Genomic DNA, 26,509 nt, shown 5'->3' with positions numbered 1-26,509 from the left:
ACAAGGCGGGAATCCATGGCGAAGGCGGCAATCATTCGGAGCACGGCTGCAGACAGCGCGCTGGCGGCAAAGCTCGCGCGTGAAGTCTCCGGCGACGTGTTCTTCGACCCGTTCAATCGCGGCCGTTATGCCACCGATGCCTCGTTCTACCAGATCGTACCGTTCGGTGTGGTCGTTCCGCGCACCATCGACGAGGCGCTGCGCGCGCTGGCGATCTGCCGCGACGATGGCCGCATCGTTACGCCGCGCGGCGGCGGTACCTCGCAATGCGGCCAGACCGTCAATGACGGCATCGTTATCGACCTCTCCAAGCATCTCAACAAGCTCATCTCGCTCGACGTCGAGAACCGCACCTGCATCGTCGAGCCCGGCATCGTGCTGGACGATCTCAACCGGCAGCTCAAGAAACACGGGCTGTGGTTTCCGGTGGATGTCTCCACCGCGTCGCGCGCCACCATCGGCGGCATGGCCGGCAACAATTCCTGCGGTGGCCGTTCGCTGCGCTATGGCACCATGCGCGACAATACGATTGCAATGGATGCTGCGCTGGCCGATGGCAACCTGCTGCATTTCGGCGAAGTAAATTCCGGGGACGATGCGCCTGCTTTGTTTCGCGACATGCTGGCGCTCGGCGAGCGCGAAGCGACCGAGATCGCGGAACGCTTTCCGCAGGTGCAGCGCCGTGTCGGCGGATACAATCTCGATGCGCTGACGCCGCGCAACACCGCCAACAACCTGGCGCATCTCCTCGTGGGCTCCGAAGGCACCCTCGCCTTCACCACACAGGTCGAACTCAAGCTGTGGCCGCTCATCGGCAGTAAGGCGCTCGGTGTCTGCCACTTTGGCAGCTTTTACGAGGCTATGGATGCGACTCAGCATCTGGTCAAGCTCAAGCCCATCGCCGTCGAACTCGTCGACCGAACCATGATCGCACTCGGCCGCGACATCGCGATGTTCCAGCCGATCATCAAGAGTGCCGTGCGCGGCGATCCGGATGCACTCCTGATCGTCGAATTCGCCGAGGACGATCAAGCCGCCAATGCCGCCAAGCTGAAAGAGCTGGGTGCGTTGATGGGCGATCTCGGCTTTGGCTGGAACAACCCGGCGCGCAAATGGGGCGGCGTCGTCGACGTCACCGAGCCAGCGCTTCAGGCGGGTATTGCCGAGTTTCGCGCGGCCGGCCTCAATGTCATGATGTCGATGAAACAGGACGGCAAGCCGGTCTCCTTCATCGAGGACTGCGCGGTGCCGCTGCCGCATCTGGCCGACTATACCGAGCGCCTGTCCGCGATCTTCAGGAAGCACGACACCACCGGCACCATGTATGCACACGCTTCCGAAGGCTGCCTTCATGTTCGCCCGGTGTTGAACCTGAAGCTCGACAAGGACGTCAAGGCGATGCGCGCCATCGCCGAAGAAGCCTTCGCGATGGTCAGGGAATACAAGGGCTCGCACTCCGGCGAGCACGGCGACGGCCTCGTGCGTTCGGAATTCCACGCCGAAATGTTCGGCGAGCAGATCATCAGCGACTTTGCCGAAGTGAAGCATCGCTTCGATCCGCAGAATGTTCTCAATCCCGGCAAGATCGTCGATCCGCCCAAGATGGACGATCGTTCGCTGTTTCGTTACACGCCGGATTATCGCGTCGGCGAATTGAAGACCGCGCTCGACTGGTCCGGCTGGCCCGGCGCCGGCGGCGGTTTCCAGGGCGCCATCGAAATGTGCAACAACAATGGCACATGCCGGAAGTTAGAGGGCGGCGTGATGTGCCCGTCCTATCGCGCCACGCGCAACGAGAAGGACGTCACCCGCGGCCGCGCCAACACGCTGCGGCTGGCGATCTCCGGCCAGCTTGGTCCGGATGCGCTGACGTCGGATGCCATGGCCGACACGATGAAACTTTGCGTGTCGTGCAAGGCCTGCCGCCATGAATGCCCAACCGGCGTCGATATGGCCAAGATGAAGATCGAGGTTCTGGCCGCGCGCGTCACGAAGCACGGCCTCACGCTACGCGATCGCCTCGTCGGCTATCTGCCGCACTATGCCGCACTGGCCGCCCGAGCTGCGCCGCTGGCGAACTTGCGCAACAAGAGCCCGCTGCTGCGCAACCTGTTGGAACGCTATGCAGGGATCAGCGCCAAACGCAGCCTGCCGGAATGGCGCAGCGATGTATTTCACAGAGATGCCGACGCCGTCGGCCCGGCAGATGGCCGCGAAGTCGTGCTGTTCGCCGACACCTTCAACCGCGCTTATGAGCGCGAGAATCTCGACGACGCACTCCGCGTTCTCACCGCCGGCGGGTATCGTGTGCATCTGCCGAAGCCCGTGGATCGCAGCAGTCGCGCCTTGTGCTGCGGCCGTACATTCCTCTCGGCGGGCCTTGTCGATCAAGCGCGCGCCGAACTAGACCGCCTCGTCGCCACCTATGCACCCTTCGCGGCACGCGGCGTGCCGATTGTCGGCCTTGAGCCGAGCTGCCTGCTGACGCTACGCGATGAATTGCTGTCGCTACGTTCCGACGATACGGCCAGGAGCGTCAGCGCGCACGCTATGCTGTTCGAGGAATTCCTGGTCCGCGAGGCCGAGGCCGGCCGGCTGCAACTGCAGCTGAAGCCGATCGCGCCGAAGGCGATAGTACATGGCCATTGCCATCAAAAGTCATTCGGTGCGTTCAAGCCGGTCGAACAGGCCTTGCGCCTGATCCCGGATCTGAAGGTCGAGACCATCGAATCCAGTTGCTGCGGCATGGCGGGCGCGTTCGGCTATGGTGCCGACACCTATGACGTCTCGATCCAGATGGCCGAAGCGTCCTTGCTACCCGCCGTGCGCAAGGCCGACGCCGATACGCTGATCATCGCCGACGGCACATCCTGCCGGCACCAGATCGCTGACGGCGCCTCCCGTCACGCGTTGCATGTCGCGCGCGTGCTGGCCATGAGCCTCGACGGCGCGACAACAAACGTCCATTCTTCCACGCTCAACTAGGAAACAACCGATATGGCCGACCTCACCCTCGATACAGCCCGCAAGATCATCGATGGCGCTCTCGCCAAGGTGATCGAGATGAAGCTCAAGCCCATGGTCATCACGGTGCTCGACGCTCGCGGCTGCGTAAAGGCCACCATCGCGCAGGACGGCACCAGCCTGATGCGCGGCGAGGTCGCACACGGCAAAGCCTATGGCGCGCTGGCGATGGGTCTGGGTTCACGTGCGCTGTTCAAGCGTGCGGAAGAGCAGCCGTTCTTCATCGATGCCGTGAATACCATGGCGCGCGGCGCGCTGATCCCGGTGCCGGGTGGCGTTCTCATTCATGACGCATCGGGCAGCCTGCTCGGCGCTATCGGCATCTCCGGCGATACATCGGACAATGACGAGATCGCAGCCGTCGCGGGCATCGAGGCGGCCGGCCTCAAGGCCTCGACCGGCTAGATCGACGTTGACTCAGCCATCGCATCCCCCGATCGACGACAGCGCGCTACGCCCGCTGATCGACCGTATCGGGGATGCGCATGTGAAGGCTCGGCTGGAGATCGAGACCCATCGCGATCACCAGCTGTTCGGCCAGGGCCGCCTGTTCTTCAATCTGGAGAACTGGCTCACCGCGCCACCGATCGTCCGCACTGCGTTGCAACTCACCGGCCTCTATGGCCGCGCCCGCCGCGAGGCTAACCGCGTGTTGGTGCGCGAGAATATCGTCGCCTCACCGCGCCTGCCCGCCGCGTTCAACGGCTTCACGATCCTGCATATCAGCGATCTCCACGTCGATCTCAGCGAGGACGCACTGCGCCACCTGATCTCCTTCGTCGGCGATCTCGATTACGACATCTGTGTGCTGACCGGCGACTATCGCGGCAAGACCTATGGGCCTTATCAGCGCGCCACCGAAGGTGTCGGCGAACTGCGCGCGAGGCTGCGCGATCCCGTCTATGGCGTTCTCGGCAATCACGACAGTATCTGCATGACGCCGGCGCTGGAAGGCATGGGCATCCGCATGATGTTCAACGAATGCGACGTGATTACTCGCGGCGATGACAGCATCTACATTGCCGGCGTCGACGATCCGCATTTCTATCTCGCAGACGACATCCCGAAGGTTGCATCGCAAATTCCGACGGGCGCCTTCTCGATCCTGCTGTCGCACACGCCGGAGACCTATGCCGAGGCGGCCGAGCACAATTTCGACCTCATGCTGAGCGGCCACACCCATGGCGGCCAGCTCTGCCTGCCCGGCGGCTACGCCATCAAGCTGGAGGCCGTGCTGCCGCGCCATATGGGCAACGGCGCATGGCGCCATGAAGGCATGGCCGGCTATACATCCGTCGGCGTCGGCACCAGCCTGCTCCCGGTGCGACTGAACTGCCCTCCGGAAGTGACGCTGCACCGGCTGAAACGCGCGGCGTGAAGCACCCTATTTACCCGGCCACACCGGCTTGCGCTTCTCGCCAAAGGCCTTGAGGCCTTCTTTCGCATCCTCAGTCATCGACAGGAGCGCGATCTGGCTTTCGGTATAGGCGATGCTCTCGTCGAACGACATCGCGGCGATGGCGCGCATCGCATATTTTCCGCGGCGGATCGCGGTCGGCGACTTGTCGGTGATGCGCGCGATCAGCCAGTCGACCTTGCTGTCGAGCTCGGCCGCCGGCACCACGTGATTCAGCAGGCCAGCGCCAAGCGCGGTCTGCGCGTCGAACGGCTCGCCGGTGATGCACCATTCGTTGACCAGGCGACGCGGCGCAATGGACTGCAGCAGCGCCAGCACCTGCATGGGAAACACGCCGACCTTCACCTCGGGCAAACCGAAGATCACGTTGTCCGCGGCCACCGCCATGTCGGTCATGCAGAGCAAACCCATGCCACCGGCCATGCAGACGCCGTTAACGCGGGCGATGGCGGGTTTGGTGGCGTTTTGCGACAGCCGCATGAGATCGGCGAGATCACCATTGGGCTTGGAGAAATCCATCGAGAAGGCCGCACCCGCATTCGCCAGATCAGCGCCGGCGCAGAACGCCTTCTCGCCCGCGCCGGTCAGAACGATCACCCGTACGCCCGCATCCTCGTGGGCGGTGCGATAGCCGTTGGCGATGCCGGCGATGACATCGCCATTCATGGCATTGCGCTTCTCCGGCCGGTTGATGGTGATCCAGAGTGCGGCGCCCTTCTTCTCCAAGATTACTCTATCATCGGCCATCGGTCTGCTCGCTTGGTTGAAGTTGATGCGGCTGGTATAGCCGCTCAGAAGCGGCGCGCCAAACCCAGCGCGTCGCCGGCGCGGTTCTCGGACTCAACCGCACGCAGGTAGCCCTCGCGCTGCTGCAATCGCGCCCAATAGGCTGTGACGCTCGGCCCGAATTGCGATGCAAGCCCGAGACGATTGGCCAGCAACAGTGCATAGCCGACAGAAATGTCCGCGGCGGTGAAACGGCCGGCGCAGACATAGTCTTTGCCGGTGGTGATGGTCTCGATCATACGCAACCGTCCAAGAAAGAACTTCGAATAGTCCTCGACCACCTGCGGATGACGGCGCTCCTCCGGCTCGAGCTTCGAATAACGCAGCACCAGCGCCTGCGGGAAGGTCAGCGTGGCCTCGCCGAAATGCAGCCAGTTCAGGAACGCGCCGTAGTCCGGCTCGTCAATGCCGACGGCCAGCGGCGTCGGGCCATGTTTGGTGACGAGATATTGCGCGATCGCCGCCGATTCCGTCATCCGGGTCTCGCCATCGAGCATCAGCGGGATGGTGCCGAGCGGATTGATGCCGAGATATTCCTTCGCAAAGACACGCGGCGGGAACGGCAGCATCTTCAGCTCATAGGGCAGCCCGAGCTCTTCAAGCGTCCATAGCGGGCGGAACGAGCGCGCGCGGGCGCAGTGATAGAGCGTGATCATCGGGCGAGACCTCCAAGCAGGCATGGACTATCGCCGTGCTGCCAGCCAATGAGAAGCAGCCGCGACGCTTCGTCAAGTCTTGCCCTTCTTCGTCAAGACTTGCCCTTCGCTACATGGTCCCGGCAAACCGGCGTCGCCCTTCCCGATCCGACCACACCCATCACCACGCGCACGTCACCGAGGCCGATCACGACGCCTTCGCGCCTCGGTTGCAACTGATGCGGCCGGCGGAAACGCTCCTCCACCGACAATGACCAGGTGTGTTCCAGCGGGTTCGGCACCGCATGCAGTGGATGATAGAAATTGAACGTGTAGGTGAGAAGGCTCAGCGTATGCGCCGGACCCAATCTGAAGATGAAGTAGCAGACGAGCACCGCGAGGTAATAGACCGGGAAGATGCGCAGCGCCCGGCGCATATAGAAGTCCTTGAAGGAGATGCGGCCGGTCTTGGCCCGTTCGCGTAGCAGCAAACGCGTGATTGGGTAAACACCACCACGCCAATCCCCCGGAAGCCGTCGAACGCCGGAAATTTCTCCAGCCGCTTGGCGACGCCTGCATTCTCCGACATTGCGATCTCCCCGTTTGAACCGGGGATAGCAACGGCGCGAATGAGGGTGAAGGCGATTTACAGGCCTACCACCTCAGGCGAAATGTTCGAGCTTAACGTGAATGTCCGTTTCCGCGGGAGTATTAGGGTCGACGCCGCCGCGTTTACCACAATCAGGACAATCTTCACTGCGAATCCAGCGCCGCTTACGGTCCGTTAAGCATCAGGGGACAGGCTGGGAACGATCAAAATTGACTCAACTTGTATCAGCAAGTGTGAGGGCAACAGATGACCAGGGTTCAGTATCTCAGAGAACAAGCGATCCGTGCCGAACGGTTGGCAAAGACCATTATGGATGCCGTCACCGTCACGCGACTTGTCGAAGCATCGCACGCATACCGCCAGGAAGCCGATCGCCTTGAGCAACACGAGGCGAGCGATCAGGCGACAACGATGCGGATGCCTCACTAGGGCGTGAACCCATAAACTTGGAGCGGACGGCGGACGTCCGCTTAGGTGCCGATAACGGACTCAGGTCGGACATCGCCTCAGGTCCGAAAAGTCCCACAAGCGGAAGTCAACTCATCGAGATGTGCTCGGAAAGGTATCGATGCCGGCCGGCTCTCTCCGGTCGTCCTAGTCAGGCAACCCGAGCTTTCGGAGGTTTTCTGCCATACGGTTCAGAACAGCAGGCGAAAACACCATTGCCTGTTTGAATTTTGAAATCGTCAGATCGGGGTAAGTAAGCATCAACTCCTCGAATGCTTGTTTAGCTTCGCCGACCCGGCCGGCTCCCGACAGGACCGACGCCAAATTGCGATAAATCCAACTAGCGTTTGCCCGTTCTTCGAGGGCGCGCCTATAGAACGCGGCAGCCTTGTCGTATTCTTGCGCTACTTCATGCGCAGAGGCTATTCCTACATAGTTGTTGAAATTCATTGGATCAATCGGGCTCAGGCGCAGAGCGCGCTCGAAATTGTCAATCGCCTTCTGAGGCTGATCGGCATAGTTCTCTAGCCATCCGAGCCTACTCCAGGCCCATGCAGCGTTGGGGTCGAGGCTGACGGCTCGCTCAAGCAGTATACGCGCGGTTCCATGGTTGCGTACAAATGTGTGCACTGCGCCGAGTACCGCCAGAATGATAGGGTCATCGCCACTCATCTCTGCTGCCCGCTCGGCGAGCGATCGCGCCATTGCCTGGCTTCCAACGATGTCGTCCGCCCAGTTATAGACCGAGCGCTGGGCATGGCACCAACCAGCAAGCGACAAAGCTAGGGGATATTCGGGATCAATCGCGAGCGCCTTTTCGAGAAGTTCAATCGCTTTAGCGCTTTCTTCCTTCTCCAACGCCCAGACATGAGGCATCGCTCTCATAGTATAGTCATAGCTGCTCAGGTCTTGCGGCCGTTTGCGTCGCGACCGCTCAATCTCGGCAATGCGGATGGAAGGCTGTAGAGCGCCTGCCACCTGCTCCGTTATTCGGTCTTCGAGGTCAAAGAACTCGTCGACCGCGCCGTCAAAGCGTGAGCTCCAAACATGTGCCCCTCCCTCGGTTTCGATTAGCTGAACGATAATGCGGAGGCGATTGCCGACTTTCTGCACGCTACCCTCAAGCAAATAAGCAACGCCCAACTCCTTACCGACGTTGCGCGCATTTATCGCGCGGCCCTTATAGGTGAACGCTGAGCTACGGGCGATGACGAAAAAAGAGCGAATGCACGAAAGAGCTGCGGTAATTGCCTCGACGATACCATCAGCAAGGTAATCCTGCCCCGCCTCAGCGGACATGTTGTCGAACGGCAGGACGACGATGGACGGTTTGTCAGGTAGCGCTAGATCTCGAACTTGTTTCGCAGACGAATTTGACGGGATCGCAGGGGCGCTCTCGCGGGCAAGCCGTATGAGCCATACGCGCATTGGTTCGGCAATATTCTTTAAAGTCTGCTCGCCGATGTCGTCGAAGGCGACGTCGAGCTTGCCGCGAATTTGCCTGTGTGCATCATCGGAGATGCAGATGCCGCCTGGCTCGGCAATTCCCTCAAGACGGGCTGCGATGTTGACACCATCGCCGAAAATATCGTTGTCGTCGATGATGATGTCCCCAACGTGTATGCCGATGCGAAATTCAATCCTGAGTTCCGGCGGAACGGCGGCGTTTTGTTGAGCCATCTCTTGCTGGATTTCCACCGAACAGCGCGCTGCATCGACAGCACTGGCGAATTCGACCAGCATGCCATCGCCAGTGGTCTTGACGATGCGACCGCAGTGCGTGGCGATCCTGGGATCGACAAGCGTCTTTCGAAACGCCTTTAGCTCCGCAAGCGTGCGCTCCTCGGCATGACCCATCAACCGGCTATAGCCGGCGACATCCGCCGCCAGCACAGCCGCCAGTCGCCGTTCCACGCGCTCGCCGGGCAAAAAACGCTCCCTGGCTCGGTGAAAAACTATCTGCCTCTACCAAAGCATAGGCGGTGGCTGTTCCGCTAGGTACAATGTTCAAAACAGGTCCATTTGCCGCGCTACGATCAATCAGGACGGGCGGTGAAGTCGGGTACGCCCTGAAAGCTAACTCTTGCGCGCCCAATGATTGTCCCCAATAACCGAGGGCAGCTTCGACGCAATGCATGGCAATTGGAGCCGTCGCAAACAACGCAATGTCGGGAAATGCATCATGGGACGGAAATATCAAAGTATCGTCGAAACGATCGGTAATACGCCGGTAGTGCGGATCAATCGTCTGGCGCCGGAAGGCGTGAATCTCTTCGTAAAAATTGAAGCCTTCAACCCGCTTAGTTCAGTGAAGGACCGATTGGCTCTCGGAGTAATCGAGGCGGCCGAAAAATCCGGAGAGCTCAAGCCTGGTCAGACGGTCATAGAGGCGACAAGTGGAAATACGGGCATTGGTCTTGCCATGGTCTGCGCCGCCAAGGGATACCCGCTTGTGATCACCATGGCAGAGCCATTTAGCGTCGAGCGGCGTAAGCTCATGCGGTTCCTTGGAGCGAAGGTCATCGTAACTCCCGCGGCTGAGCGCGCCGTAGGCATGATCAACAAGACCATCGAGCTCGCCAGGGCGCATGGCTGGTACATGACTAGGCAGTTTGAGAATGAAGCCAATCCCGATATTCATTCGCGTACGACAGCGCGTGAGATACTCGACGATTTCTCCGGAGAACGGTTGGATTATTGGATCACGGGCTATGGAACGGGCGGAACGTTAAAGGGCGTCGCGCGGGTGCTCGCAGAGGAGCGTCCCGAAACGAAGATAGTGGTTTGCGAGCCAGAGGATGCGCAGTTGTTGGCCAGTGGCACCCCGCAGTCGCGAAACTCAGATGGAACTCCGGCCGCCCCGCATCCGACATTCAAGCCCCATCCGATGCAAGGCTGGACGCCGGATTTCATCCCAAAACTCACCGACGATGCCGTCGCAATGAAGGTCATCGATCGCATCTTAGCGGTCTCCGGTCCGGATGCCATTCGCTGCAGCAAGGACCTTGCTACCAAAGAGGGCATCTTTGTGGGTATTACCTCAGGCGCAACCTTTGCGGGCGCGCTCAAGGTTGCAGCCGAGGCAGAGAAAGGGGCAAATATTCTCTGCATGCTTCCCGATACCGGCGAGCGCTATTTGAGCACACCCCTTTTCGCTGATGTGTCGGCAGACATGAACGAGGAAGAGCTTGAGATCTCACGCTCTACGCCGAACGGACAGCTCAAGCCTGGCTCTTGATTTGCAAAGATCGAATAAAAAAACATCCGACGTTATGAGGCCCGGACCGGAACGCGATGCTCTGCGCGCAATCAGTTCGCCCGACAGACGTCTCGTTGCGCTTTGAAAGCAGCAATGAATAACTCGAGGCCGGCCGAGGTTAATCCGCTTTCGGTGATCAGACCGAGCCGCATGAGGTTGACTGTTTCTATCGGACCATCACCATAGGCTGATCCGCCGCCGAACAGCTTGTTCATAATTCGCTGTTCGCGGCGCGTTAGCTCGTTCCAGAGGATCAAATCATTCATCCCAAATGCCTCGCGAGAATCATTGCGTGACGTTGCGAGATTGGCCGATCGCTCGGAGGCGAAATCGTGGCGATTCAGTTGTCGCCATTGAAAGTAGATTCGACGCCAGCGACTTCGAAGCAGGACATGCAAAACGCGTGCAGCGGACACCTTGTTGATCACTGGTGATGGCCGTGGCCGACGATGCTCAGCCAAGGCCACCACGCAATAGCGGCAGTCGATCAACTTTCGCTTTCACAGCGAACGCGACGGTTTGCGAGAGTACTACCAGTTATTTCGCGGCGTCGCGGGTGACGTCCCTGTGCTCGCCGCGCTCCTGCGACCGCGCGCGCCGGTGCCCAGGAGATCGAAACAGCCCATGTCTGGTGTGGGTCATTCGGGTCGATTTTGACATGTCCGGATATGTCCGCTTACGGGGTAATCTCGCAAGTACGGTCTTCCGTTTTTTGCCGATTGAAGGCATCGGCTTAGACGTGATTCAGGCGTCCAAACCGAAGCATCGATGTGGTATCACGGACTTCGAATGGGCAGCCATTGTTCACATCGCACGAACATGGCCGAGTGCCAGGCCGATGGCGCGCGCCGCTTCCATCACGTGAACAGCGTATTCCTTGATCTGCTTTCGCTTGACCCGGATGTCCGGGCCAGACATGCCGATGGCTCCGACGAGTTCACCGGAGCGTCCAACGATGGCGCAAGCGCAGGCGGCTATACCTTCCCGCCATTCGCCATGCAGCACTGACGAGTAACCTTGTGCCCGTGCCGCATGGATGTCTTCGCGCAACTCCTCGATGGTCGTTCGCGTCGTATCCGTATAACGCCTGAGATGCGGGCGAAAGTTCTCCAGATATTCGTCCGGCATTTGCGCGAGCATCGCCTTCCCGGTTGCCATGGTGAATGCGGGCGCACGCATGCCAACGCTGGTATGCGCGCGGATATGATGCGCGCTTTCAATCTTGTCCACATAGACAACGTCGGTACCCTCGAGCACCGACAGATGAACGGTCTCTCCGGTGACTTCGGCCAGCGCCGTCATCGCTGGGCGTGCGATACGGATGAGATCCATGCGCTGAATGACGTGGTTGCCAAGCACCCATAGCTTGGTTGTGAGCTCGTAGGTGCTGTGCGGCGGAATCTGGCGAACGAAGCCCTGCGATTGCAGCGTCGCCAGTAGTCGATGCACATTGCTCTTGGTGAACTTCAGCTCATTGGCGAGATCGGTGACCCCGCGCGGCTGCTCGCTCATCGCGAGCGCCTCGAGGAGCCTCAGTCCCTTGATAAATGCCTTATCCATCCAAGCAGCCGATATGAGGTAGTTCTCTATTGCGAACAGACCGGCGGCGCTGGGCCGCCGCCGGTCTCATTGTTGTATGGCGCGATTTACTGGGCAAGCAGTGCGTTCAGCTTTTCCTGCGCATATTCTTCATTGGTCGAATTGCCCGCGGGCGATGGCGCGCCCCAGAAGTCCGGGCTCCATTCGATCGCTTTGGAGACGTTCTCTGGATTGTTCGCCCAATAGCGCGCGACGTTCTTGTCCGTCGCAGCATCGAACACGACCTTCGAAGGAAGCGCGACCGGGAACGTGGAGGTCAGCTGGGCGGCGCGCTTGGGGTCGAGACGCCAGGACAGCAGCTTGAGCGCGTTGTCATAGTTCGGCGCGCCCTTCGGAATCGAGAAGAAGTCGTAATAGACGAAGCCCTGATTGAAGGTGAGATCAATCGGAGCGCCTTCCAGCGCCAGTTTGCTCATCGACCCCGTATAGGCTTGGCACATGTCGGCTTCACCATCGAGGATCAGCTGCGGCGGCTGCGCGGCGGTGGTCCACCATTTGACGATGTGCGGCTTGATCTCCTTGATCTTCTTGAGCGCACGCTCCATGTCGATCGGATAAAGCTTGCTCTTGTCGACACCGTCGGCCATCAGCGCGGCCTCGAAGGTGAAGCGCGGCCACGCTGGCATGCAACGGCGCCCCGGAAACTTCTTCACGTCCCAGAAGTCGGCCCAGTTCTGCGGTGCCTTATCGCCCTTAAACTTGTCCTTGTTGTAGACGAGGCCGACGCCGATCACCTGCAGCGCGACGCCCTTCTTGCGCTTCAGATTGTCCGGCATCGCCGCCAGGGTCTTCTGCGCGGATTCCGACAGCTTGGAATAGTCGATGTCAGCCAGGCAGCAGTCGCCGAGCAGCTTGGTTTCCTGATCGAAGATGAAGGTCAGATCCCACTGCGCCTTGCCAGCTTCGGCCTGCGCCTTGATGCGCGGACCGCTGCGCGCTTCCTGCACGGTGACGACCTTGATGCCGGTTTCCTTCTCGAACGGATCGTACATCACCTTGCGCAGCGCATCGCCATAGCCGCCGCCCGGATCCTGCATGATGACGACGTTAGTCTGGGCCACGGCCAGACCCGTACCCATGGCGATGAACGCCGCCGAAGCCAAGGCCGGCAGCCTGAAACGTTTCATTCCCAGCATAGTGTGTTTCCTCCTGTTTGATCGTTTGTCATCAGGTCGCTTTTTGCGACGTTGCGAGCACCGGCCGCGCGAGGAACAGTCCTCCCACGACCAGCAGCACTTCGAGCGTGGACACGACAGCCAGTACCGGATTGAGCCGGTAATTGATGTCGCCCCATAGCATCAACGGAAGCGTCTTCAGCTGCGCGCTCGACAGGAACAGGGTCAGCACCAATTCGTCGAACGAATGCAGGAACGCAAAGAAGGTCGCAGCCGCAAGGCCCGGCGCAATCGCCGGCAACGTCACCAGCCGCAGCACCGTGAGTGACGACGCGCCATGGACCGAGGCGGCCTGTTCGAGCCGCGAGTCCACGCCCTGCAGCGCAGCAGACAGGATCACCACCACGATCGGCAAACCGCCGATGGCATGGGCCGCCGCAAGGCCGAACACCGAGCCGACCAGATCGAACTTCAAGAACAGCGTGTAGAGCGACAAGCCGAGCACGACCGGCGGCACGATGATCGGGCTGACCAGCAGTAGCATGATCGCGGATTTGCCGCGCACATTACCCCTGACGATGCCGAGCGCCGCGCATGTACCGAGACCGACCGCAATGAAGGCCGAGACTGCCGCGATCAGCGCGGATGTCCAGAACGCGCGCATCCAGTTGGTGTCGGAGAAGAACTGCTCATACCAGCGCAGCGAGAAGCCCGGTGGCGGGAAGGTCAGATAGCTGGCGCTGCTGAACGAGATGATCATGACCACGATGATGGGCAGGATCAGCAGCGCGACCACCACGCCACCCATCAGCCGGACCGTCCATGTGCCGCAACTGGCCGGCAGCATGCCGAACAGCCGGAGCAGCGGCCAGCCGATGGCGTCAGCGAATGCGCTGCCGAAGCTGCGACGTGCGGTGGCGGACGTCGCCGCTGACGCGGCCTTCCCTGCTGTCGTCTCGGTGAGCTTGCGGCCGCCCCAGATGAATTCCAGGCCAAGGAAACGTCCGGCGATAGCGACCACCAGCAGCGTGATCAACAACAGCACGACGCCCAGCGCCTGCAGGAAGCCTTCCGACGTCACCGAGTCCGCCTGCTGCGTGATATGCATGGCGAACATCTGGTCGCCCGGGCCACCGAGCAGCGTCGGCGTGATGAAGAAGCCGATCGCGGCCACGAAAACCAGCAGGAAGCCGGCGCCGATGCCGGGCAGCGTCAGCGGCAGCAGAACCCGCCAGAACACGGCGATAGGCCCGGCACCGCTGGCCAGCGCCGCGCGCGTCAGGCCGGGATCGAGCCGCGACACGCTTGAATAGATAGTCAGCACCATCAGCGGCAGCAGCACCGCCGTCATGCCCATTAACACGGTGCCCCGGTGAAACAAGAGCTGAACCGGCTCGCTCAGGATACCGATCGACACCAGGAACTTGTTGACCGGGCCGTTGCGGCCGAGCAGCACCATCCAGGCATAGGTGCGGATCAGGATCGCGATGAAGTATGGCAGCACGATCGCGGTGGCGATCAGCGCGCGGGTGATGCCGCGGGTGCGATGGATCAGCAATGCGGTGGGATAGCCGAACAACAGGCACAGGAATGCGACCGTGACCGAGATCTGCATGGTCCGGACCAGCGATTCCCAATATAGCGGCACCGCAAAGACGCGCTGGAAATAGGTCAGCCAGCTTGGCCCGCTGATGCTGATGCGAATGAGATCAATCAGCGGCAGCAGATATATGAACGACAGGAAAGCGACCGCGGGCAACAGCAGCAGCGCGGGGTTCTTGAGCTTCATGGCCAGGCTAGAGCTCGCCTGATGCCTCGGCTCATCGGACAGCGAGATCGTCGTCATGTCAGCACCCAGCAGTCTTCCGGACCCCAGCTCACATGCAGGCGATCGCCGACATCGGGCAGCCGCCGCCTTGCGGTATCGGTACAGCGGATCAGCAGGGTGTCGCCGCCGTCCATCTGCGCCTCGATGCGCAGGATCTCGCCGAGGAAGATCGCCGATATCACGGCCACCGGCGTCGAATTCGCCACAGGCTCATTGGCAATCGCGATGCGCTCGGGCCGCACCAGCACGGTGACGCGACCGACATCGATGGCGTCGCGGCTCTCGGCATCGAACACATAGCCGGCGCGGTTCTTCAGCGTCACTGTGGTGCCGCGCTTCTGCATGATCTCGGCTTCGATCAGATTGCTCTCGCCGACAAACGACGCCACAAAACGATTGGACGGGTGACGATAGATCTCGAGCGGGCGGCCGATCTGCACGATCCTGCCGGCATCCAGCACCGCAATGCGATCGCTCATGGTAAGCGCTTCGCCCTGATCATGCGTCACGAACAGGATCGTGCTGCCGATCGTCTGATGCAGATCGCGTATCTCGATCTGGATCGATTCGCGCAGCCGACGGTCGAGCGCGCTGAGCGGCTCGTCCATCAGCACGACCTTCGGCCGCATCACAATGGCGCGCGCAATCGCGACGCGTTGCTGCTGTCCGCCGGACATTTCCGACGGCGATTTGTTCGCATGATCCGACAGGCGCATGATTTCCAGCGTCTCGGCGACGCGCCGCTCGGTGGTGGCGCGATCAACGCCGGCCATGCGCAGCGGGAACGCGACATTCTGTGTCACCGTCATGTTGGGAAACAGCGCATAGCTCTGGAACACCATGCCGAATCCGCGCTTATGCGTGGGCACGTTGTGCACCGGCCTGTCGTCCACGAGAATCTCGCCGCCGTCGAGGCTCTGGAAACCGGCCAGTAGGTTCAGCAATGTGGTCTTGCCGCTGCCGGACGGGCCGAGCAGCGTGATGAATTCGCCGGGTTCGATATCGAGATTGATGCGATTGACCGCATGGAACTGGCCGTATCGTTTCTCGGCATCGCGAACTGCAATGCGCGAACCGATGACCTGACGCTCGCTTGCACCGCCCAACTGCGATGCCGGAACACCCACGCCGGAATATCCCACGCGCAGCGCCAATGGCTCAGCCATCATCAACCTCCCTGGTCGTTCTATATTATGAGACGTTATTCCAATTATTGTTGGCGCGACGCATCGTCTTGTCAAGTGAATGCGCGATGCGACGACGCGCCGATCGTCATCGACTTACCGACGGGTTTGCATTTTCCCCTACGGGCAAAGTGCTTCGCGACACAAACGGATTGACAGCCGCGGCGCCGCGCGACTAATTTTATTTAGAACTAAGTTCTACAATATAGAACACATAAATCGGGAGGCGAATTGTGGTAAGCGATCTTCGCGCGTTGGCGAAGTATGTGGAGCCGGGAGTCCGGCTGGCGCTGCCGGTGGATTATGCCGGCGTCTCGATGGCGATGACGCGCCCGATCATTGAACACAACACACGCAATCTCGATCTCGTCTGCGTGCCAACCGGTGGCCTTCAGGTGGACCAACTCGTCGGTGCCGGTCTGGTTCGTTCGGTTGAGACCAGCGCCGTATCGCTCGGCGAAGCCGGCGGCGCGCCGCGCTTCAACGCAGCCGTCAAGGACGGCGCGATCGCATTGAAGGACGCCACCTGCCCCGCTATCCATGCCGGCCTGATGGCCGCGCAGAAAGGCAGCCCGTTCATGCCGATGCGCGGACTGATCGGCAGTGACCTGCTGCGCCACCGCAGCGACTGGCGCGTCATCGACAATCCGCTGGCGGTTGGCGGCGATCCCATCGTGCTCATCCCCGCTATCAAACCCGACATCACGATCTTCCACGCACCGATGGCCGACCGATTCGGTAATGTGTGGATCGGGCGACGCCGCGAACTCGCCGCGATGGCCTATGCATCGGCCACCACGCTTGTCACTGTCGAGCGCATCGTGGACGAAAGCCTGCTCGCCAGCGAAATGAGCGCAGCGGGCGTGCTGCCGGCGCTCTATGTCACCGAAGTTGCCGTCGCGCCTAAGGGCGCGTGGCCCTACGGCCTGTGGGGCGAATATCCGACCGACACGGCCGAGATCCTGCGCTATGCGCGCGCCGCGCGCAGCGCCGAGGGTTTTGCCGACTACATGACAAACGCACAGATGGAGCCCGCATGATGAGCGAGGTTCACCCGCGCGAGATCCTGATCTGCACCATCGCCAAGCTGCTCGATGGCGTCCGGCATGTCGCTGTCGGTGCGTCCTCACCGATCCCCGCGGCCGGCGCCATGCTGCTGCGGGCGCTGAAGCAGCAGGCCGGCGAGAAAGGCCCGCGCATCTCGATCCTCGGATCGGTGGAGCATAATTTCTTCACCAACGGCTCGGCCGAACTGTTCGATTGCGCCGGCCAGGGCCGCATCGATGCCTTCTTCCTCGGAGGCGGCCAAATCGACGGTCGCGGCAATGTCAATCTGGTGGGCACCGGCGACTATCCGCAGACGCAAGTGCGATGGCCCGGCTCGTTCGGATCGGCCTATCTGTATTACGTCGTGCCGCGCGTGATCTTGTTTCGCGAGGAGCACACGCCACGCGCTCTGGTCGAGAAGGTGGATTTCATCAGCGCGCCCGGCGTCAGCGACGATGGCGTTTACCGCAGTGGCGGCCCGATCGCGCTGTTGACGAGCAAGGCGCTGTTCCGCTTCGACAAGACGCGTCCGGGCTTCGACCTGCAGAGTGTCCATCCCGGACACGACCTCGCAGGTATCAAGGACGCCACCGGCTTCCAGTTCACCCATGAAAGCCAGCCGGAACAGACCGGGCTGCCGGATCCGCAGACGCTGGCTTTGCTGCGCGGGCGTGTTTACGACGAGGTCGCCGAAACCTATCCGGACTTCGCCGCGCAGATGCGGCGCGAGATCGAACGGCCGCTGTCCCATGCATCCTGACAGGACCGGCGAGCAACGACACGGAGACGATGCGTGAGTGAGATCAAGCGGATCCCGCATTGCAGCCACTGGGGCGCCTATGCGATCCTCGTGCAGGACGAACAGATCGTCGGCATCGAGCCGTTCGCCCATGATCCTGCCCCCTCGCCCATCATCCATTCAGTGCCGGAATGGGCCAATCCCGAACGCCGCATTCTGCGTCCGATGGTGCGCTCCGGCTGGCTCGACAAGCGCGAGCACAGCGATCCGCGCAAGCGCGGCGCGGAGAAGTTCGTGCCCGTCAGCTGGGATGAGGCAACCACGCTGGTGGCCGACGAAATCCGCCGCGTCTCCAGCACCCATGGCAATGCGTCGATCTTCGCGGGCTCCTATGGCTGGACCAATTCGGGCCGCCTGCATCATGCGTCGTCATTGCTCAAGCGCATGCTCAATCTGGTCGGCGGCTTCACCCGGCATGTGGATACATATTCCATTGCTGCCGGCCCGGTGATCCTGCGCCATACGCTGGGAAGCTCTGATGCTTGCGACGGCCAGGCCAATACGCTCGACACCATAGCCGCCCACACCGAGACGCTGGTGGTGTTCGGCGCACTATCGCCACGCACCGCGCAGACCGAAGCCGGTGGCATCGGCGCCCACCGCCTCGAATCCTATCTCAGGAAAATCGCCGAGCGCGGCATCCGCATCGTTCACGTCTCGCCGCTGAAGGACGATATGCCGGATTGGGTCGATGCCGAATGGTGGCCGATCCGCCCGAACACTGATACCGCGCTGATGCTGGGCCTCGCCGGCGAGATCGTGAAGGCAGGCCGGCACGCTCGGGATTTCCTCGATCGCTGCACCAGCGGCGCCGAGCAACTGCTCGGCTATCTCGACGGCTCGTCCGATGGCATTCGCAAGGATGCAGCCTGGGCCGCGGAGATCTGTGGGCTCGATGCCGACGGCATCCGCCAGCTGGCGCGACGCCTCGTCGATACCCGCAGCATGCTTACCGTGAGCTGGAGCCTGCAGCGCGCGCATCATGGCGAGCAGCCGTTCTGGGCAGCGCTCGGCCTCGCCTCCATCATCGGCCAGATCGGGCTGCCGGGCGGCGGTGTCGGCTACGGCTATGCCTCGCTCGGCGGCGTCGGCTCGCCCATCAATCTCGGCAAGTCACCGGCCATCTCGCAACTCACGCGCCCGATCGACAGCTTCATCCCGGTGGCGCGCATCAGCGACATGTTGCTCAATCCCGGCGCGACCTTCACCTATGAGGGCGAGACGCGAACCTATCCGGACACAAGGCTGGTCTACTGGGCCGGCGGCAATCCCTATCATCACCATCAGGATCTCAACCGGCTGTCCGAAGCCTGGACGCGGCCCGAGACCATTATCGTCCAGGATCCGATGTTCACCGCGACGGCACAGCGCGCCGACATCGTGCTACCGGCGACCACATCGATCGAACGCAACGACCTTGCCGGCAACAGGCGCTCCGACTTCATCATTGCGATGAAACAGGCCATCAAGCCGGTCGGAGACTCGCTGCCCGACTTCGAGATTTTCGACCGCATCGCCGGCAAGCTCGGCGTTGCCGACCGCTTCAACGAAGGCCGCGACGAAATCGGCTGGGTCCGTCATCTTTATGAGGCGAGCCGGCAGGACGCCTCCGAGCGGCTCGGCTTCGACATGCCCGACTTCGAAACATTCTGGCACGACGGCTATGCGCGCTGCCCGGTGCGCGCCGACCACACTTTCCTCGCCGATTTCCGCATCGATCCCGAGGCGCATGCGCTCAAGACCGAAAGCGGCAAGATTGTGCTCGGCAGCAAGACCCTTGCCCGGCTCGGTTATGCCGATTGTCCGTCGCATCCGGCCTGGGTTGAGCCGGCGGAATGGCTCGGCAGCGGCAGCGATGCGTCCGACTTGCACATGATCTCGCATCAACCGGCCGGCCGGCTGCACAGCCAGATCGAAACCGGCGTCGCCAGCGTGGCCAACAAGCGCAACGGCCGCGAACAGGCACGGCTGCATCCCGACGACGCCGCGGCGCGCGGCATCAGCGACGGACAGACCATCCGCATCTGGAATGCACGCGGCGCCTGTCTTGCCACTGCTGACGTCACCGACAGCGTGCGCTCCGGCGTGCTGGTGCTGCCGACCGGCGCCTGGTTCACCCCGCGCGCCGAGACTGGTCTTGAAGTCGCCGGCAATCCGAACGTGCTGACGCTCGACATCGGCACCTCGCAATTCGGCCAGGGCTGCTCGGCGCATACATGCCTGGTCCGCGCCGAACCCCATATTGCAGATCAACGCGACGCTTTTGAAGAATACCAGGACAGACTGGTTGCACTCGCGACCGCCTGAGAGGAAACAGAAACCATGACCACGCCAGCCATCAGCCGCTTCCCCGTCCCCGAAATCTCCAGCCTGCCGGAGGACATCCGCACGCGCATCCTCGCGGTGCAGGAAAAGTCCGGCTTCGTGCCCAACGTGTTCCTGACGCTGGCGCACCGGCCCGACGAATTCCGCGCCTTCTTCGCCTATCATGATGCGCTGATGGACAAGCCAGGCCCAATCACCAAGGCCGAGCGCGAGATGATCGTGGTGGCCACCAGCAATGCCAACCAGTGCCAGTATTGCGTGGTGGCGCATGGCGCCATCCTGCGCATCCGCGCCAAGAACCCGCTGATTGCCGACCAGATCGCGGTGAACTATCGCAAGGCCGACATCACGCCGCGGCAGCGCGCGATGCTCGATTTCGCCATGAAGGTCTCGATGCAGGCTTACGAGGTCGGCGATGCCGATATCGAGGCGCTGAAGCGCCACGACTTCACGGAGGACGACGTCTGGGATATCGCTGCCATCGCCGCCTTCTTCGGCATGTCGAACCGGTTGGCGAATGTCACCAGCATGCGGCCGAACGACGAATTCTTCGCCATGGGGCGCTGACCCGCCTCGCACCGATATAACGATCGCCCGCAGCGGCCGGTAAGAGCCGCAGCGACGACTTTCGAGGAAACAAGCCATGACGCATCCAAGCGCCGCAGACGTCGCAACCCGACAGGCCATCATCGATGCCTGCCACGAAATGTCGGCTGCCGGTATCAATCAGGGCACGTCCGGCAATATCAGCGTCCGCACCGGGGACGGCATCCTGCTGACGCCGTCCGGTGTTCCCTATGACAGCATGCGGCCGGAAGACATCGTCGCGATGAAATGGGATGGCTCGTGGACGGCGCCGGCAGGCCGCGTGCCCTCGACGGAATGGCGTTTCCACCTCGACATACTCAAGGCCAAGCCCGAAACGAATGCCGTCGTGCACGCGCATCCGATCTTCTGCACGATCATCGCGATCATGAACCGCAGCATTCCCGCGATCCACTACATGATCGCGGCGGCCGGCGGCAACGACATCCCCTGCGCGCCCTATGCGCAATATGGCACCGCGGAACTGTCGCAAGCGGCACTGGAGGCGCTGCGCCATCGCCGCGCCTGCCTGCTCGCCCATCACGGGCTGATCGCCATCGGCCCCAATCTGCGCAAGGCGATGTGGCTTGCAGTGGAGGTCGAGGTGCTCGCCAAGCAGTATCACGGCTGCTTGCAACTCGGCACGCCGCCGCTGCTGCCGGATGCCGAGATCGACAGCATCCTGAAGCGATGGGGACAATACGGCCTGCGCGACAGCGACGGCACGCCGAAGACCTCGACCTAACAAACCAGCACCAACAATTGCGAGACTTGCCACATGGCCCATCCCCACGACGTCAGCGTCTGCGGCACCTACATCCTGGACATTCTCGGCGTCCCCATCACCGAAATCCCGGCCGGCGGCGGCCGCGCGCTGATCGATGAGATCCGGCTCACGGTCGCTGGCACCGCGGGCGGCACCGTGGTGCCCTGCGCGCGCCTCGGGCTGAAGGCGCTCGCCGTCGGCGCGGTTGGCGCCGACGAGAAGGCCGACTGGGTGCTGAATGCGATGGAACGCGAGGGCATCGATATTTCGGTGATGGAGCGGATGGCCGGCGTGCCGACCTCCGCCACCATCCTGCCGATCCGTCCGGATGGCTCGCGCCCGGTGCTACATGCGCGCGGCGCCTCCGCGCGCTGGAAGATTTCGCCCGAAGCGCAGAAAGCCGCCTGCCGCAGCAAGGTGCTGCATCTTGGCGGCGTCGGCTCGCTGCTGGCGATGGACGGCGAGCCGACGGTGGCGCTGCTGCGCGATGCCAAGGCGACCGGCTGCATCACCACCGTCGATCTCATCCAGGCACGCGGCGAGACGCTGGCACTGGTCGAACCGCTGATGCCCTATACGGACTTCTTCATGCCGAGCATCGACGAGACCCACGCGCTGGTCGGCACCGACGATCCCGCGGCCTGCGCGCAGTATTTCATCGGCAAGGGCGCCGGTGCCTGCGCGATCTCGCTCGGCGAACACGGCTCTTTCATCATGACGCGCGACGGGCGGCAGTTCACGGTACCGGCCTTCGAGGTGACGGTGCGCGACACCTCCGGCTGCGGCGATTCCTATACCGGCGGCTTCATCGCCGGCCTGGTCCGCGACTGGGACCTGCTTGACTGCGCAAAACTGGCGACAGCCACGGCCGCCATCGTCGCGACGGGGCTCGGTTCCGGCGCCAATCTCGTGTCCTTCGAGGAGACGGTCAAGGCGATGAACACGCTGCCCGTCCGCGGCGCACGCGCCTAATCCATCCATCGACAGCTTTCATAGAAGCAGGAACATCACATGACCAGACATGCCATCGTCACCGGCGCCAGCCGCGGAATCGGACGTGCCATCGCCCTTGGCCTCGCCAAGCGCGGCTACAATCTCGCTCTGACGGACATCGCGTCGCAGGAGAGCACGCTGCTGGAGACCGTCACGGATGTGAAGAAGCTCGGCGGCAAGTGTATTCCGGTGCTGGCAGATGTCAGCAAGCTCGAGGATTGCCAGCGCTCGGTTGCGGAAGCGGTCGCGGGTCTCGGCCATGTCGATGTTCTCGTCAACAATGCCGGCATCCTGCGTCTCGCGACCATCGAAGAAACCACGCCCGAACACTGGGACCAGACCTTCGCCGTGAACGTCCGCGGCGTGTTCCAGATGACCCAGGCGATGGTCGTCCACATGAAGGAGCGCAAATACGGGCGCATCGTCAACATCGCCTCGCTGGCCGCGCGCACCGGCGGCCCCGGCCAGTCGCATTATGCCGCGTCGAAATCCGCTGTGGTGGGCTTCACGCGGGTCTCGTCGATGGAATTCGGTGGCCATGGCATCACGGTGAATGCCGTATGCCCCGGCATCATCCTCACCGAGATGGGCCGCAACAACCTGCGCGATCCGGAGCGGGTCACCTATTTCGAGAAGATCACCGACCTGCATCGGCTCGGCGAGCCGGAAGACGTCGTCGGCCCCGTCGCATTCTTCGCCTCCGACGATTCCGCCTTCGTGACGGGCCAGGCACTCAACGTGGATGGCGGTATCTTCTACAGCTAATCGACCTCAATCCGAGATCGACGCCCGGCAACGAACGCACGACCCTGCCGGACTTCGCGGACGTGCGTATCCGGGACCGCGCAATGATACGGCGGCCCCTGCTCCATACTCACAAACGATAACGCAGCGCTTCGACCAGACGCGTGAAGGCGGCGGTCGAACGTCGAAGCGATCCTGAACGCGCCTATCTGGACGTTAGGCTTGGAATTTTGGCGCGGTCAGAATGAGGTGACGCCTGGGCCGGCAGCTTTTTTTGCCCCGCGCTGCAACCAACGGGGTTCACGGATGTTGCAGCATTTGCTGGGTGGCTGTCCATAGGAGCGCATCCATGTGTGATTACAGCCTGCACGCGGTCGCCAACCGTCCCGCAGAGGTGGCGGATAGGTTGGTATCGGCAAGATTTCCTTCGACGACGACCAAAGGGTTCGCAAGCTTCGACGATCCAAACGTTGCGGTATGCCTTCGCCCTGGCACCGAGATCGCTTTTGAAGAAAACGTCCGAGTCGATGGATGGGTGTTTCGCCGCAACGTCAACGATCGACTAGCCCGCTTTCGTCAAATTGACATGGGCCAGTATCACAATCACCACGACGCGCTGGAATTCTCAAATGGCAGGATTGTTCTCGTCACAGACCTGAAACCCGGGCAGAAGGCAATCGTGCTGCAATTACCGGTCAGCCAGGCAATCCAGAAAACCAGGACCACTGAGCCTGCAGCTACGCCGCGGGCCGCTCGGACCACTCCCTGACGAGCCGTATCGCCAGTAGGCAGAAGAAACCCGCCGGCGCAGCTCGGCGGGTTTTCATTTCATTGGTAGGGTCTTCGACGCCTGGCGGCATATCGCCGAACCGCAGACCGCCATAACCCGCTCGATACCCGCGGGCGTTTTTTCTTTGGCTCCCTTGAACCTTTCAGCCACGTCCATCGTACCAATTTGAACTGGGGATTTGAGGGCCCAGTGTTTAGCCAACGTCGCCGGGGCGATCATACTCCGCCCAGGGCGGCGTTGCGCGTACGATCCCCACCCGCCTCACCCGCGGGCTTTTGCAGAGCCGCACGCCATCGGCTAGAATGCCGGAATGACGAACACAAAAGCATGGCAGTCCAAGCTGCTCGACGAACCCAGGATCGGCTTTGTTGAAGAGCACGGTTCGCGCGCGGCCAATGCCGAGCGCGCCATGGTCGTCGAGCGCCGGCACAAACCGACGGCATCCCCTCGGACGACTCCGAAACACGATCCTCTAGCGAAGATCCTAAACGAACCGCGCGTGGGCTTTGAGACTATCCATCGATCCGCCCCCAGGTCGCCAAAATGAAAGAGCCGCCCACTGAGGCGGCCTTACTGCTTGGGAAGCCTAAAACCAGATTGGTGCCGAAAATGAAAATACAGGCCGGCGCCTATTCCCAACACCCAGCATATCGTTGCGATGCCATGGATCATGTACTTCACCACAGGATGATCGTTGGGTATTCCGAACTGACTGACGCCCAGCACGAGCGCTAGACACAAGATTACCGTCGCCAGAATCCCGGCCGCCGACCCCGCGCAAGACCACAAAAAGAGCTTCATCTGCAGATAGTGGCCCGTCTGCCTCTAACGTTTCTTAAATTCGGCCACCGCGGTTTTCAAACCAGGCCACTGAGGTCGGAAAGCGGCCAAGACGAATAGTCTAGAGCTTCGCCTGGACCGTCCAGAATGATGCATCTTTATCGGACAGGTCATTGTGGATGGTGCTGTCGCTCGGGGCGTGTGGACGCAGCCGCCAGGCCTCCGAATTGATCTCCAATTCGAGCTCGCTGTGCGAAGCTGAGATCACCTTACCTGACACCCGACTTTTGTTTGGGTATTCGAGCGCAAGCGTTTCTCCCGGCGCCACCGATTTGGCGACGACAGAAATCACGGTACCGGTTTTGATGTCTTTTCCGTTGATGAAGGCGCTAAGCATCGACAAACTCCCATTTGCTGCTTGGTGATTGGACTTGAATGCAAAGCGCGCCGCACGACGGCACTGGAATGCTGTTTCTCCAGATGTAGGAACGTGCGCGCATCCCGGCGGTTCCACCTGGCCACCTCCCACAGAGGATACGGCGGTCGGCGTTTTCGCTCGGGTTGGCAAAGATCTCCGGAAGGATCGCTACAGCGCGCCGAGGAGGCTCAAAGGGTTTTCGACGTTTTGGGCCTATGTGGCCTAGTCGTCCGGCTGACTGATGGCTCAGCGAAAGAACAAAAGCAGGTGCCGCGTCAGAATGACGGACGACGTCCGGTCGGAACGACTGACCACCGAAATTCTAACAATCTGATTTGTTGAGATTTTTTGGTGGGCGCACTAGGGCTCGAACCTAGGACCCGGTGATTAAGAGTCACCTGCTCTACCAACTGAGCTATGCGCCCGGATCCAGATCCGGATATCCCCGTGGGGACGGCGTCGTTTAGCAAAGCGATCCCGGGATGTCCAGCGACGCTGTCACAAAAATTGCACCGTTTTTCGCAATCGCAAAAATGCGAAAAAGCCGCTGGATTTCAGCGGCTTCTTCGTCATTGCGACAGTGGAAAACTGCTCCGGATCAGAGCCGTTCGGCGCCCGGTGCGGCGTCGTGGTCGAATCTGTCGCCCGGGCCACCGGGACCGCGATCGTCGTCATCGCCGAAACGCGGGTGATCGAAGCCGGGAGGGCCGAATCCCTCGCCTTCGAAGCTGCCGCGCTCGAAGCCGGGTCGCGGGCCGCGGTGACGCCAGCCGCCCTCCCCGCCGCCGAAGCCGCGGTCCATATGGGTCAGCACCGCCAGTCGCCGCTTCTGGCCGTCGTCGAGGGTCTTGTAGAGCGGGTCGGCAGCATCGGCGATTTTCTTCAGCGCGGCGGCCGTGGTGGCGATGTCGCCGGCGCGCTGCTGCAGGCGGGCGACCGGATTGTCCGGCGTGTCGGCCCGCTTCGCGTCGTCGTCGCGGTTCTTGCGCTCTTCCATGCGCGCATTGGCGCGGTCGATACGCAGCTTGGCGAAATCGCGCACTGCGCTCTCTACCGCCGGCCACATCTTCTCCTGGTCCGGCGTCAGCTTGAGCCCGGCCTTCACGGCAGCGATGCGCGCATCGGCGAAGGCAGCGCGGTCTTCCGGATTCATCCGGACGTGATGATGCATCCATGGACGGTGCTGGGCATAGACCGCGGTAGAACCGGCGATCACGGCAACAGCGGCACCGGCGAGCAAGATCTTCTTCATGGCAACCTCCTTTGGAAAGTTACCCGAAGATGATCCTGCGATGCCGGACCTTCAACTTACGCTTTGGCCATATGTTTTCCGGATGTGTTCGTTTTCTGAATATGTA

General features: G+C 61.7%; 25 protein-coding genes and 1 tRNA gene. 14 read left to right on the top strand and 12 right to left on the bottom strand.

Going from position 1 to position 26,509, the window contains the following annotated elements:
- Positions 1–15: 15 nt before the first annotated feature.
- From AB7828_RS00980 to AB7828_RS00970, 3 genes are read left to right on the top strand one after another with little or no spacing between them, the layout of a single operon-like run.
- Positions 16–2,985: an FAD-binding and (Fe-S)-binding domain-containing protein gene (locus AB7828_RS00980; protein WP_441229131.1), complete on the top strand. Its 2,970-nt coding sequence runs from the start codon at positions 16–18 to the stop codon at positions 2,983–2,985.
- Between the two features lie 12 nt (positions 2,986–2,997).
- Positions 2,998–3,429, top strand: a complete 432-nt coding sequence (locus AB7828_RS00975; protein WP_309946411.1) for a GlcG/HbpS family heme-binding protein — start codon at positions 2,998–3,000, stop codon at positions 3,427–3,429.
- Between the two features lie 7 nt (positions 3,430–3,436).
- Complete coding sequence (locus tag AB7828_RS00970) at positions 3,437–4,402, top strand: metallophosphoesterase (RefSeq protein WP_441229130.1); 966 nt, start codon at positions 3,437–3,439, stop codon at positions 4,400–4,402.
- A gap of 6 nt (positions 4,403–4,408) precedes the next feature.
- Here AB7828_RS00970 and AB7828_RS00965 read toward each other — a convergent pair whose 3' ends face one another.
- The 3 genes from AB7828_RS00965 to AB7828_RS00955 all read right to left on the bottom strand — a co-directional run bounded on the left by AB7828_RS00965 (position 4,409) and on the right by AB7828_RS00955 (position 6,353).
- The gene (locus tag AB7828_RS00965; RefSeq protein WP_441229129.1) at positions 4,409–5,188 is read right to left on the bottom strand and encodes an enoyl-CoA hydratase/isomerase family protein; all 780 of its coding nucleotides are present in this window, start codon (positions 5,186–5,188) and stop codon (positions 4,409–4,411) included.
- A 44-nt stretch (positions 5,189–5,232) separates the two neighbouring features.
- Entirely contained in the window at positions 5,233–5,883 is a 651-nt protein-coding gene (locus tag AB7828_RS00960; protein WP_175366772.1) for a glutathione S-transferase family protein, read from the bottom strand.
- Positions 5,884–5,975: 92 nt separating this feature from the next.
- Positions 5,976–6,353, bottom strand: a complete 378-nt coding sequence (locus tag AB7828_RS00955) for a hypothetical protein (protein WP_441229128.1) — start codon at positions 6,351–6,353, stop codon at positions 5,976–5,978.
- 365 nt (positions 6,354–6,718) lie between these two features.
- Here AB7828_RS00955 and AB7828_RS00950 point away from each other — a divergent pair, with 365 nt between their 5' ends.
- Positions 6,719–6,901 carry a hypothetical protein gene (locus AB7828_RS00950; protein WP_309946426.1) on the top strand — a complete coding sequence of 61 codons (183 nt, stop codon included), beginning with the start codon at positions 6,719–6,721 and terminating at the stop codon, positions 6,899–6,901.
- A 165-nt stretch (positions 6,902–7,066) separates the two neighbouring features.
- Here the strand turns inward: AB7828_RS00950 and AB7828_RS00945 are convergent, their stop codons facing one another.
- Positions 7,067–8,848, bottom strand: a complete 1,782-nt coding sequence (locus AB7828_RS00945; RefSeq protein ID WP_441229127.1) for an adenylate/guanylate cyclase domain-containing protein — start codon at positions 8,846–8,848, stop codon at positions 7,067–7,069.
- Between the two features lie 253 nt (positions 8,849–9,101).
- Here AB7828_RS00945 and cysK point away from each other — a divergent pair, with 253 nt between their 5' ends.
- Positions 9,102–10,157: a cysteine synthase A gene (gene cysK / locus AB7828_RS00940; protein ID WP_441229126.1), complete on the top strand. Its 1,056-nt coding sequence runs from the start codon at positions 9,102–9,104 to the stop codon at positions 10,155–10,157.
- A gap of 71 nt (positions 10,158–10,228) precedes the next feature.
- Here cysK and AB7828_RS00935 read toward each other — a convergent pair whose 3' ends face one another.
- From AB7828_RS00935 to AB7828_RS00915, 5 genes are all read right to left on the bottom strand, one after another.
- The gene (locus AB7828_RS00935; protein ID WP_441229125.1) at positions 10,229–10,669 is read right to left on the bottom strand and encodes a hypothetical protein; all 441 of its coding nucleotides are present in this window, start codon (positions 10,667–10,669) and stop codon (positions 10,229–10,231) included.
- Positions 10,670–10,982: 313 nt separating this feature from the next.
- Positions 10,983–11,738, bottom strand: a complete 756-nt coding sequence (locus AB7828_RS00930; RefSeq protein ID WP_441229124.1) for an IclR family transcriptional regulator — start codon at positions 11,736–11,738, stop codon at positions 10,983–10,985.
- A gap of 86 nt (positions 11,739–11,824) precedes the next feature.
- Positions 11,825–12,913 (bottom strand): extracellular solute-binding protein, encoded by a 1,089-nt coding sequence (locus AB7828_RS00925; protein WP_441229123.1) that lies wholly within the window; start codon positions 12,911–12,913, stop codon positions 11,825–11,827.
- Between the two features lie 31 nt (positions 12,914–12,944).
- Positions 12,945–14,738: an ABC transporter permease subunit gene (locus AB7828_RS00920; RefSeq protein ID WP_441229122.1), complete on the bottom strand. Its 1,794-nt coding sequence runs from the start codon at positions 14,736–14,738 to the stop codon at positions 12,945–12,947.
- The gene (locus tag AB7828_RS00915; RefSeq protein WP_441229121.1) at positions 14,735–15,886 is read right to left on the bottom strand and encodes an ABC transporter ATP-binding protein; all 1,152 of its coding nucleotides are present in this window, start codon (positions 15,884–15,886) and stop codon (positions 14,735–14,737) included. Before AB7828_RS00915 ends, AB7828_RS00920 begins: the two co-directional genes overlap by 4 nt.
- 251 nt (positions 15,887–16,137) lie before the next feature.
- Here AB7828_RS00915 and AB7828_RS00910 point away from each other — a divergent pair, with 251 nt between their 5' ends.
- The 9 genes from AB7828_RS00910 to AB7828_RS00870 all read left to right on the top strand — a co-directional run bounded on the left by AB7828_RS00910 (position 16,138) and on the right by AB7828_RS00870 (position 24,500).
- Positions 16,138–16,944, top strand: a complete 807-nt coding sequence (locus AB7828_RS00910) for a CoA transferase subunit A (RefSeq protein ID WP_441229120.1) — start codon at positions 16,138–16,140, stop codon at positions 16,942–16,944.
- Entirely contained in the window at positions 16,944–17,711 is a 768-nt protein-coding gene (locus tag AB7828_RS00905; RefSeq protein WP_441229119.1) for a CoA-transferase, read from the top strand. The genes AB7828_RS00910 and AB7828_RS00905 overlap by 1 nt, the downstream gene beginning before the upstream one ends.
- A gap of 33 nt (positions 17,712–17,744) precedes the next feature.
- Positions 17,745–20,057, top strand: a complete 2,313-nt coding sequence (locus AB7828_RS00900; protein ID WP_441229118.1) for a molybdopterin-dependent oxidoreductase — start codon at positions 17,745–17,747, stop codon at positions 20,055–20,057.
- Positions 20,058–20,072: 15 nt separating this feature from the next.
- Entirely contained in the window at positions 20,073–20,642 is a 570-nt protein-coding gene (locus AB7828_RS00895; protein WP_068738357.1) for a peroxidase-related enzyme, read from the top strand.
- A 76-nt stretch (positions 20,643–20,718) separates the two neighbouring features.
- Entirely contained in the window at positions 20,719–21,405 is a 687-nt protein-coding gene (locus tag AB7828_RS00890; RefSeq protein WP_320447563.1) for an L-fuculose-phosphate aldolase, read from the top strand.
- A gap of 33 nt (positions 21,406–21,438) precedes the next feature.
- Positions 21,439–22,398 carry a sugar kinase gene (locus AB7828_RS00885; RefSeq protein ID WP_441229117.1) on the top strand — a complete coding sequence of 320 codons (960 nt, stop codon included), beginning with the start codon at positions 21,439–21,441 and terminating at the stop codon, positions 22,396–22,398.
- Between the two features lie 39 nt (positions 22,399–22,437).
- Positions 22,438–23,184, top strand: coding sequence for an SDR family NAD(P)-dependent oxidoreductase (locus AB7828_RS00880; RefSeq protein WP_309946442.1), 747 nt, complete (start codon positions 22,438–22,440; stop codon positions 23,182–23,184).
- A 328-nt stretch (positions 23,185–23,512) separates the two neighbouring features.
- Positions 23,513–23,932 carry a hypothetical protein gene (locus tag AB7828_RS00875; protein WP_441229116.1) on the top strand — a complete coding sequence of 140 codons (420 nt, stop codon included), beginning with the start codon at positions 23,513–23,515 and terminating at the stop codon, positions 23,930–23,932.
- Positions 23,933–24,263: 331 nt separating this feature from the next.
- Positions 24,264–24,500 (top strand): hypothetical protein, encoded by a 237-nt coding sequence (locus tag AB7828_RS00870; RefSeq protein WP_120290462.1) that lies wholly within the window; start codon positions 24,264–24,266, stop codon positions 24,498–24,500.
- Positions 24,501–24,854: 354 nt separating this feature from the next.
- Here AB7828_RS00870 and AB7828_RS00865 read toward each other — a convergent pair whose 3' ends face one another.
- The 3 genes from AB7828_RS00865 to AB7828_RS00855 form a co-directional block, all read right to left on the bottom strand.
- Complete coding sequence (locus AB7828_RS00865) at positions 24,855–25,130, bottom strand: hypothetical protein (protein ID WP_093760270.1); 276 nt, start codon at positions 25,128–25,130, stop codon at positions 24,855–24,857.
- A 370-nt stretch (positions 25,131–25,500) separates the two neighbouring features.
- Positions 25,501–25,576, bottom strand: a tRNA-Lys gene (locus tag AB7828_RS00860).
- 173 nt (positions 25,577–25,749) lie between these two features.
- Positions 25,750–26,403 carry a Spy/CpxP family protein refolding chaperone gene (locus tag AB7828_RS00855; protein ID WP_441229115.1) on the bottom strand — a complete coding sequence of 218 codons (654 nt, stop codon included), beginning with the start codon at positions 26,401–26,403 and terminating at the stop codon, positions 25,750–25,752.
- Between the last annotated feature and the right edge of the window lie 106 nt (positions 26,404–26,509).

The organism is Tardiphaga sp. 215_C5_N2_1, from assembly GCF_052076055.1.
GTDB classification, from domain to species: Bacteria; Pseudomonadota; Alphaproteobacteria; order Rhizobiales; family Xanthobacteraceae; genus Tardiphaga; species Tardiphaga robiniae.
This window is presented reverse-complemented; position numbering and strand designations above follow the sequence as displayed.